Annotated in this window: 5 protein-coding genes; 3 read left to right on the forward strand and 2 right to left on the reverse strand. The window is 70.7% G+C overall.

Annotated features, from left to right (window positions below; all coding sequences use genetic code 11):
- Nucleotides 1–109: 109 nt before the first annotated feature.
- Complete coding sequence (locus tag ACFV9O_RS38680) at nucleotides 110–2221, forward strand: M14 family zinc carboxypeptidase (protein ID WP_385427310.1); 2112 nt, start codon at nucleotides 110–112, stop codon at nucleotides 2219–2221.
- Here the strand turns inward: ACFV9O_RS38680 and ACFV9O_RS38685 are convergent.
- A complete protein-coding gene (locus tag ACFV9O_RS38685) occupies nucleotides 2175–2564 on the reverse strand; it encodes a hypothetical protein (RefSeq protein ID WP_385427312.1) in 390 nt (129 codons plus the stop codon). The genes ACFV9O_RS38680 and ACFV9O_RS38685 overlap by 47 nt on opposite strands.
- A gap of 1118 nt (nucleotides 2565–3682) precedes the next feature.
- On the opposite strand from ACFV9O_RS38685, the gene ACFV9O_RS38690 reads away from it, so the two are divergent.
- A complete protein-coding gene (locus tag ACFV9O_RS38690; protein ID WP_385427315.1) occupies nucleotides 3683–7411 on the forward strand; it encodes a S8 family serine peptidase in 3729 nt (1242 codons plus the stop codon).
- A 107-nt stretch (nucleotides 7412–7518) separates the two neighbouring features.
- Here ACFV9O_RS38690 and ACFV9O_RS38695 read toward each other — a convergent pair whose 3' ends face one another.
- Nucleotides 7519–7986 (reverse strand): winged helix-turn-helix transcriptional regulator, encoded by a 468-nt coding sequence (locus ACFV9O_RS38695; RefSeq protein ID WP_385427318.1) that lies wholly within the window; start codon nucleotides 7984–7986, stop codon nucleotides 7519–7521.
- A 94-nt stretch (nucleotides 7987–8080) separates the two neighbouring features.
- Between ACFV9O_RS38695 and ACFV9O_RS38700 the strand changes: the two genes are divergently transcribed.
- Nucleotides 8081–8575, forward strand: coding sequence for a PaaI family thioesterase (locus ACFV9O_RS38700; RefSeq protein ID WP_385427321.1), 495 nt, complete (start codon nucleotides 8081–8083; stop codon nucleotides 8573–8575).
- The last annotated feature ends 119 nt before the right edge of the window (nucleotides 8576–8694 follow it).

An 8694-nucleotide genomic window follows, 5' to 3' on the forward strand; every position in this document is an offset into this window, starting at 1 on the left:
CAAGCAGCGTGCCAAGCGCCACGACGTCGGCAAAACAATCAAACGCGCCGAATCGATCAAGGAACACCAAACACAACGGGGTTAAACGCCAAGCTGAGACGGAGTTCATGTGATCGCCTCACCCCGACGATCTCGTAGACGCACGGCGATCGCCTGCGCGGTGGTCGCTGCCGCGGCGGGCGGACTCCTGCCCGTCGCCGGCGCACCCTCCGCCGAAGCTGCGGATGCGGAGCAAGGCTTCACGGCGCAACTGGTCGTGGTGGACACCCCCAGTCGCGCTGCGAAGAACCGGCTGGCCGCACTCGGGCTCGACCTGACCGAGCACGCGGGCCACGACCACGCCGAAGTCGTCCTGCACCAGGCGACCGACGCCCTCGCCCTCCGCGCGGCCGGACTCAGCTGGCAGGTGCGCATCCCCGACCTCACCCGGCGCGAGGCAGACGTCAACGACACGAACCGCGCCTATGCGGCGGCTACCGCGACCTCACCGCTGCCGTCCGGACGTGACACCTACCGCCGCCTCGCCGACTACAACGACGATCTCGCCCGGCTGGCCGCCATCCGGCCCGACATCGTCAAGAAGTTCGCCCTGAACCACAAGAGCCTCGAAGGCAAGAACGTCTACGGGGTGGAGATCGCGCACAACGTCACGGCCGCGGCGGACGGCCGGCCCGTCTTCCTCATGATGGGCCTGCACCACGCCCGCGAATGGCCGTCCGGTGAACACGCCATCGAGTTCGCCTACGACCTGGTGAAGAACTACAACCACGACGCCCGCATCACCGCCCTGCTGAAGAAGGCACGCGTGATCGTCGTGCCGGTCGTCAACGTGGACGGCTTCGAGAAGTCCGTGAACGACGGTCAGGCGGTGGACCTCCGCCCCGTCGACGGCGGCGGCACGACCTCGGTCCTCGCCACCCCCGGCAACGCGTACAAGCGCAAGAACTGCCGGATCATCGACGGCCTGGCGCCCCTGCTCAACGAATGCGCCCTGGTGAGCAGCCCGGGCGGGTTCGGCGCCGGAGTGGACCTCAACCGCAACTACGGCGGATTCTGGGGCGGTCCCGGCGCCGCCGCCGAATCCGCACAAGCCACCTACCGCGGTGCCGCACCGTTTTCCGAGCCCGAGACACAGAACATCCGCGAGCTGATCAGTACGCGGCAAGTGACCGGCCTGATCACCAACCACACCTACTCCAACCTCGTGCTGCGTCCGGGCGGCGTCGCGCCCGATACGGCCGGTCCCGACGGGCAGCCCATCGGTGACCCGCCGGACGAGGCGGCGCTCAAGGAGCTCGGCGACCGGATGGCCGCCCAAAACGGCTACACGAGCCAGCACAGTTGGGAGCTGTACGACACCACGGGCACCACCGAGGACTGGTCGTACAACGCCACGGGCGGTTACGGCTACACCTTCGAGATAGGGGCGCACGAGTTCCACCCGCCGTTCCCCGAGGTGGTCGACGAATACCTCGGGGCCGGGGAGCATGCCGGGAAGGCCAACCGTGAGGCGTTCCTGCTCGCACTGGAGAGCGCCACCGACGCCGGGCAGCACTCGGTGATCACCGGCCGCGCCCCCACCGGGGCGACGCTGCGGCTGAAGAAGAGTCTCGCCACCCCCACCTGGTCGGGCACCATCAAGGACACCCTCGACACGACCATGACCGTCGGCCCGGACGGCAGTTACACCTGGCACGTCAACCCGTCGACGCGCCCCGTCGTCCAGGCCCGCCAGAACCGGGTGATCTCCACCGAACCGCTGAAGCGCCAGTCGTTCACCGGAACGACCGCGCCCGCACAGCGCACCGAGCAGGAGTTCACCGTCGACCGGGACGCCGATGCCCTCGAGGTGACACTCGACTGGCCGACCCCCGACGACCTCGACCTGTATGTGCTGCGGAGAAACGCCGACGGCACGCTCACCCAGGTAGGCAGTTCGGCCGGCTCCGTCGGGGAGAAGGAGCGCGTGCTCCTGGACGGCCCGGAGCAGGGCGTCTACGTGCTGCGGGTCGACAACTTCGCCTCTGTCACGCCGTCGTGGACGCTGACTGCATCCCTCTACGACGCAACCGAGCAGCAGGTCGGCGGCCTCATCGAGAACTGGACGCTCTCCTGCGAGCGGAACGGCACGGTTCTGGAGCAGGTGCCCGTCGTGGTCGACCGCGGCGGGCGGGTCAAGGCCGATATGAAGATGTGCGCACAGAAGTGGGGCAACGGATGAGGGCACGGCGCGATCCTGGCCGAGGGTATTCGCCCCAACGGGCCCTCATGCGGTCGGCCTCGATGCCCTGAAGCGCCGCCCAGCGGCAGTAGGCGTGCCACAGCACCGACGGCGGATGACAGATGCCCTTGTGCTCACCGCGGACCATGGCGCGGATGGAGCCCTCGGCGGAGAAGCAGGCCAGCTGGGTGCAGACACCGGCGCGCAGCGGACCGTTGTCCGGCAAGGCCCCGCGCGCCGCGCCCATGGTCTCTCCCAGCGCCATTCCGACCAGCAACCAGCGGAGCCCGGACTCGGTGCGTCCACGGAGAACCTTCTCCTGATGCTTGTTCCTGTCGGTCAAGGCGGTGCGCTTCCCGTCGGGTGCTGGAGCGGGCCATGTGACCCTCCCTCTTTCGCGAGGATCGCGTGCGATGCAGACGGGTGTTGGGCCTATTCCCCATCGCTGCAGATCACTGCGGTGATCTTTTTCGGGTCGGGGTCCGCGCTCTGAGCCCGGCAATGCCGCTCGATGAGCTCGGCGCAGCTCTCCGTCGGCCCGCCGCACTCGTTGCCGGCTGGGGGACCGCACGGCACTGTGTCCTGAGTGGCGTACGGCGACGGGGCCCATCCTGCGGGGGTCGTGCTGTGGAGAAACTCCGTGGCCGCCCATCCGGAAGCGCCGACCACCAGGACCACGATCCAGAACAGCCGTAGCCATCGCGGCCTGCCGATCCCTTTCACGCTCCTCCCGCTCTTGACGTCGCCGTGTCCATGCCACCGTATCTGGCGGCACACGCCGCCGGGCAGCGCGTTGCCCATGACTTGCGTCAGGAATCGGACATTCTGCTGTGACGGTGCGGATGCTCATCCTGGCCGTCGTGGTGCTCGCGGCCGCGAATGCGCTCGTGAACCGGCTCGGACCCGGGCTGTACGCACATCTGCGTCGTCACAGCCGCCGTGCTCGTGCTCATCGCCCTGCGGCCCCGATCACCTGGGACGAGCTGGGGCTCGGCCGTCCCTCGGCACGGCGAGGCCTGCGCTGGGGGCTCGTTCTGGTCGGGCCGTTCTCCTCGTCTACGCGGTCGGACCGGCGCTGCCCTTCACCCGCGAGGCGTTCCACGACAACCGGGCCGCGGAGCTGTCGACCGGACAGCTCGTGTACCGCGTGCTGGTGCGGGTGCCGTTCGGGACCGTGCTGCCGGCCCGATGCCGGCGTATGCGCTTCCGTCGTCGGGAACCCCGGCGGTGGACCGGCTCGTGCGGGGTGTGTGACCTGCTGATCGCCTGAACCAGGCCCAGGGCCGTCCTGGCGGGTCCGGTTACGAAGCCTGCAAGGGAACGGTTGGCGAACAAGTGCCATGGCGTCAATGCGCCAATTCCACCACCTGTCACGGCGTCAACTCCTGACTTGAAATGGGGCCCCGGCACACGTCGGTGCCGCTCGTTCATGGCAGCACCTCCAGGGAGTTGGTACAGGGGATGGGATCCAGATCGAGGACCGCGGCCGTGGTCGCGGCCACCGCGGTGGCGATGCTCGCCACCGGGCTGCCGGCAGCAGCCGAGACGGAGCCCGGCACCGGGCCCGGACGTTCGGCGGCACCGCCGCCCGCGGCGGCGCCCGGGCAGCGCACTGTCACCCTGGTCAGCGGCGACCGGGTCGGCTTCACCGGCAGCGGGAGCGGCCTCCAGGTCAGCGGGGTGACCCCGGGCAAGGGCCGGGAGCACATCGCGTTCACCCGGGCCAGGATCAACGACCACGAGTACGTCATCCCCGTCGACGCCACGCAGGCCCTCGCCGACGAGCGGGTGGACCGGCAGCTCTTCGACGTCACCGCGCTCGCCGCGCAGGGCTACGACGACGCTGCCAGGGCGGACATTCCGCTGATCGCGACGGCGCAGGCCGGGCCCGCGCTGCGCGGATCGGCGCAGCGGGACACGTTCCCCGAGCTCGGGCTGACGGCCCGTACGGTACGCAAGTCCGAGGCCGTCACGGCCTGGCGGGGCTTCCTCGCCGGTGCGGGCGGAAAGTCCCGCACCGCCGCGTCCGGGAAGCTGTGGCTGGACGCCAAGGTCGAGGCGAGCCTGGACCGCTCCGTCGCCATGACCGGCGCGCCGGACGCCTGGCGCAAGGGGCTCGACGGCAAGGGCGTGAAGGTCGCGGTGCTCGACACTGGGTACGACCCGGCCCACCCGGACCTGAGGAACAAGGTCACCGCGGAGAAGAACTTCACCTGGGACGAGAGCGTCACCGACCTCAACGGCCACGGCACGCACGTCGCCTCGACCGTCGCCGGGAGCGGTGCCGCCTCGCACGGCCGGTACAAGGGTGTCGCGCCGGGCGCCGACCTGCTCATCGGCAAGGTGCTCGACGGGGGCGGGACCGGCAGTTTCAGCGGGATCCTCGAAGGCATGGAATGGGCGGCCGCCCAGGGCGCCGACATCGTCTCGATGAGCCTGGGTTCCAGCCTGCCGAGCGACGGCAGCGATCCGCTCTCGCAGGCGGTCGAAACCCTGTCCCGCGACGGCGGGCCGCTGTTCGTCGTCGCGGCCGGCAACGAGGGCAGGCCGCGCAGCATCGGCTCGCCGGCCGCCGCGCCCAGCGCCCTGACCGTCGGGTCGATCACCAAGGAGGGCGCGATGTCGTCGTTCTCCTCCCGTGGTCCCGCCGTGGCCGACGGCGGCGTCAAGCCCGAGATCACCGCACCCGGCAGCGCGATCACCGCTGCCCGCGCCGCGGGCACGCTGGACGGCGCTGCGGCCAGCGAGTTCTATGCGACGATCAGCGGTACGTCCATGGCGACCCCGCACGTCTCCGGGGCTGCCGCCATCCTCAAGCAGCAGCACCCGAACTGGGACGCGGAGCAACTCAAGTCGGCGCTGATCGCCACCGCCGACCCGGTCGACGGCGCGGACGTGTACGAGCAGGGCGCGGGCAGCGTGGACGTGCCCGGCGCGCTTTCGACCCGGATCACCGCCTCCCCCGCCGCGGTCTCCGCCGAGCTGGCCTGGCCGTACAACGGCAGCCCGACCCGCACGGTGACCTACCGCAATGACGGTGACAAGGACGCGCGGCTGAGCCTCTCCCTGACCGGGACGGCACCGGTCTCGCTCGCCTCTCGCCGGCTGACCGTCCCGGCGGGCGGCACCGCCGCCGCGACCGTCCGGATCGACACGGGCCGAGCGTCCGCCGGCGCCCACAGCGCGTGGATCACCGCGCGCGGCAGTGACGGCAGCACGGTGCGCACCCCCGTCGGCATCGACGCGGAGGGGCCGACCGCCACGCTCACCCTCGAACCCGCCCCCGTACGGCCCGGGGTCGAGACGGCGTACACGAACCTGGTGGTGCAGAACGAGAAGACCGGCGAGGCACGGCTGGTCGGCCTCACCACGGCACCCGAGGAGATCCGGCTGCCGGTCGGCGACTACCGGGTGTTCGGCGGGGTGTGGGAGTACGTCCGCCACGGCGGGGCGAGCGTGCCGGAGACGTCCGTCGCCCTCGCCTGGCGTGTCTCCCTCACCGGCGACCGGACGCTGAGGACCGACGTGTCCGCGGCGAAGCCGGTCACCATGGGCGTCGACGACCCGGAGATGCGGCTCAACGAGTGGGGGTCGGCGACCGGGGTGATCTCCTCGGCCGGTGCGGGCGCCCCGGTCGGGCTGGCCGCACCGCTCTACAACGGCGCGTACAAGTCGTACGCCGTGGGCAGCGGCCGGATACCCGGGCTGACGTACTTCTCCGCCGCCTCCTGGGAGCAGCCGTACGTCCTCGCGACGACGGTCGGCGGCGCCGGCACCCCGGTGGACGTGCCGGTTTGGCTGGTGTCGTGGCAGCGGCTGGAGTGGGACCTGGAGAAGCGGGTCACCGACGCGGGCTTCGGCGGGGACCTGTCAGGTCTTGAGCTCAAGGACCGGATCGTGCTTCTCGAGACCGACTGGAGCCTGCCCTGGGAAGAGCTGACCCGGCGCTACGAGGCGGTCAGGGCACAGCAGCCGGCGGCGATCCTGCTGGCAGGGTTGGCGTCGATCGACCCGGCCGACCCGACGCTGGGCATCGGCGACCATGGCGTGGCGCTGCTGCGCGAGCGGCTCGCCAAGGGCGAGGTGACCCTTCGGATCAAGGGTGAGCGCAACGGTGAACGGACCTACTTCACCTTCCACACCCATGACGACGGGGTGCCGGCCGGCGCGCACTGGCAGGACCGGCGCCGGGACCTGGCCCGCGTGGACCACAGCTTCCGCACCACCGGGTTCCCCAACGACCCCAAGGGGATCTACGGCTGGGCGACCCACAGCGGCCTGCGTGTCGCCCAGCAGTCGACCCTGTTCCGCGCACCGCACCGGATGACCGCGTACTACACGCCCGATGTCCCGTGGACGACGGCCACGTTCGAGTACGCGACAGACGCCGGGGCGCTCGGTGCGCAGTACACCAACCCGACGATCTACCACCAGGGACGTACGGTCACGGACAACTGGCTCGCGGGGCCCTTCAACCCGTCGCTGTCGGTGAACGGACCCGACGGCCGGGCGCAGGCCACCCGCGACGGGGACAAGCTGCGTCTTGCGTTGCCGATGTTCTCGGACGCCGCGGGCCACCAGTCGGATCCCACGCGGGTCGTGGAGTCGGGCGAGACGGTGCTGCGCGACGGCTCGGGCAAGGTACTGGCCCGTAACGACGAGCCGGGGCGGGGCGTCTTCGACGTACCCGCGCGGGGCCAGTGGTACGAACTCACCTCGTCCGCGCACCGCGACACCTATGAGTGGAAGCTGGGCACGCACGTCACGGACACCTGGCGGTTCCGCTCGGAGCACACCGGTGGCGAGCGCCCGCTGCCACTGCTCGACACGCGCTACGACATGGCCGGGCTCGACGGCGACAACTCGGCGCCGGAGAACCGGGCGTTCACCTTCGGCCTGGGCATCGGCCGCCAGGCCGGAGTGAACGGCGGCGCCGGCATCGAGCGGGTGTCGGTGCAGTACTCCACGGACGACGGCGCCACCTGGCAGCCAGCGAAGGCCCGGGGCCGGGACGGCGACCGACAGGTGACCGTACCTGCGATGAGCACCGGCTGGGTCTCACTGAAGGTGACCGCCGAGGACCACTCCGGCGCGTCGGTCACGGAGACGGTCACCCGGGCCTACCGGGTCGGCTGCCCCGAGTACTGGTGCGCGTTCGCCCCGGCGTGGCCGCACTGGCCCGCCGGGTAGTCCGCGAGCGACACGGCGTTGGTGCGGGCCGGCCCGAGGGTCGGCCCGCACCGTCGTGCCGGTCTGCGTGCCGGGCTGCGCCCTCATGATGGCCCGCACCGTTGGGCTCAGCGCGCGGTGCGGGCCGAGGCCCCGGGGCGGGTGTAGGCCTGCTGGGGGGTGAGCGCGTCGTGCCCGCCGGTGCAGACGGCTACGGTCTCGACGGGTTCGCCGCAGTCGCGGTGGCGGACCTCCAGGGGCGGGCCCTCGGGGTCCGCGGTGTAGCGGTCCCCCCACTGCTTGAGGGCGATCATCGCGGGCCACAGGTCCCAGCCCTTGGGCGTGAGCCGGTATTCGTTGCGGGTACGGCTGCCGGGCTCGCGGTAGGGGACGGTGTCCAGGATCCCGGCGGCGACCAGCTTGCGCAGCCGGTCCGCCAGCACCGCCTCGGACAGTCCCATGTGGCGGCGGAAGTCGTCGAAGCGGCGTACGCCGTTCATGGCGTCGCGCAGGACCAGCAGCGACCACTTCTCGCCGATGAGGTCGAGGGTGCGCTGCACCGTGCAGTTCTCGGTACTGGTCTCCAGCCAGGTCATGCGGTCATCGTAGGCTGGCTTTGGCATTGACAGCCAGAGATGCGGCTGGCTAACTTCGAATGACGAAGCCAGTAAGTCTGGGAGGAAATGTCCAATGGCGAGGTCACGCACGTTCGAGTGGGGGGACCCGAAGGTCTCCGCGGCCGCGGTCGGCCGGACGAGCGGTCTGGAGTTCCTCCGGGACGTGCTGGCCGGGCGCCTCCCCGCGCCGCCCATCGCCGCGACCCTCGGATTCACCCTGGAGGAGGTCGAGCCGGGCCGCGCGGTCTTCGCGATGGAACCGGGGGAGGAGCACTACAATCCCATCGGCAGCGTCCACGGCGGCGTCTACGCCACCCTGCTCGACTCCGCCGCCGGCTGCGCCGTGCAGTCCGTCCTCCCGGCCGGCATGGGCTACACCTCGCTCGACCTGAACCTGAAATTCCTGCGCCCCATCACCGTCGACACAGGCAAGGTCCGCGCCGTTGGCACCGTCCTCAACCAGGGCCGCCGCACCGCCCTCGCCCAGGCCGAGCTGTTCGACTCCCAGGACCGCCTGCTCGCCCACGCCACGAGCAGCTGCATGCTCTTCCCCGTCCCCGGCCGCTAGTGTCCTGCGCCAGAAATGACGAGGCTAAGTGTGTAGGCTGTTTTCATGGTGTCTCGGGGTCCTCGTGCTGTTGAAGTCGTGCTGTCTGCCGAGGAGCGGGCGGAGCTGGCGCATTGGGT

This window comes from Streptomyces sp. NPDC059909, from assembly GCF_042730885.1.
In the GTDB taxonomy this organism is placed as follows: domain Bacteria; phylum Actinomycetota; class Actinomycetes; order Streptomycetales; family Streptomycetaceae; genus Streptomyces.

Coding starts and splice junctions, on each gene's coding strand:
- ACFV9O_RS38690 (WP_385427315.1), top strand. CDS start 3,683: ATGGGATCCAGATCGAGGACCGCGGCCGTGGTCGCGGCCACCGCGGTG.
- ACFV9O_RS38695 (WP_385427318.1), bottom strand. CDS start 7,986: ATGACCTGGCTGGAGACCAGTACCGAGAACTGCACGGTGCAGCGCACC.
- ACFV9O_RS38700 (WP_385427321.1), top strand. CDS start 8,081: ATGGCGAGGTCACGCACGTTCGAGTGGGGGGACCCGAAGGTCTCCGCG.